The 503-nt window shown below is 46.9% G+C and carries 1 protein-coding gene; it reads left to right on the top strand.

From position 1 onward, the window contains the following. Window positions 1-503, top strand: a 503-nt coding sequence (locus J5069_RS24195; RefSeq protein ID WP_264646169.1) for a TonB-dependent receptor domain-containing protein, incomplete at both ends; no start/stop codon positions are given.

Below are 503 nucleotides of genomic sequence, written 5' to 3'. Positions count from 1 at the left end.
CGATGTACGCCAACTCTATTCCAAAAGTTTTGATTCGGGCTTACGTTTTCAGCATGAAAGATGGAGTTCTCAGTTAGTAGGGAGCTATCAGACTTATAAGGACTATAACTTCAATAGTACAAACGGTAACTACTCTACAGGTTATTCACTTGCAGAGATTACCCAGCGCAGCGTGTTATGGGGCAACGCTGTCCAGGTTGGTTCAGGAACGGTCAGTGGTGGCGTAGACTGGCGTCGGGAAGAGAAAAAATCGGGCTCAGGTAGTGAAGCGTATTCACGTGAAAATACTGGATTGTATTTGTCAGCGCAGCAGCGTTATTTTGATCAGTTAACGCTGGAAGGTGCCGTTCGTACCGATGATAGTACGCAATATGATCGCCATAATACTTGGCAGACTGCGGCTGGATGGGAGTTCGTCCCCGATTATCGCGTTACTTTATCGTATGGTACAGCATTTCTGGCACCTAGCTTTGGTCAGCTTTATGGCGGATGGTGGGCGAATA

This window comes from Candidatus Symbiopectobacterium sp. NZEC127 (assembly GCF_025962675.1).
Lineage (GTDB): Bacteria > Pseudomonadota > Gammaproteobacteria > Enterobacterales > Enterobacteriaceae > Symbiopectobacterium.
This window is presented reverse-complemented; position numbering and strand designations above follow the sequence as displayed.